Annotated in this window: 1 protein-coding gene; it reads right to left on the bottom strand. The window is 58.3% G+C overall.

Annotation, left to right across the window (positions count from 1 at the left end):
* Positions 1-218 (bottom strand): hypothetical protein (locus tag SB822_RS61765; RefSeq protein WP_410859761.1); only part of this gene is annotated, 218 nt, incomplete at both ends.

Below are 218 nucleotides of genomic sequence, written 5' to 3'. Positions count from 1 at the left end.
ATCAACGGGAGGTTGAGTGCCGTGTAGATCGGGATCCAGTTTTCTTCTTCGCCCTGGCGGCGACGCACAGCGAGTTTCGGATTGAACTGGTACCGCCCGGTGGATACGCGCAGAAACAGGGATCGATTGTAGGCATAGTCCCTGTCGATTTCGTTCCTCGCCAGCACGCCAGAAAGATGCTGGCGCTTGTTGCGCTCCGGCCGCACTATGTTAGCGGG

Source organism: Paraburkholderia sp. SIMBA_054 (genome assembly GCF_046534875.1).
Taxonomy (GTDB): Bacteria; Pseudomonadota; Gammaproteobacteria; order Burkholderiales; family Burkholderiaceae; genus Paraburkholderia; species Paraburkholderia hospita.
The sequence above is the reverse complement of the archived record's forward strand: the minus strand, read 5'-3'. Positions and strand labels throughout refer to the sequence as shown.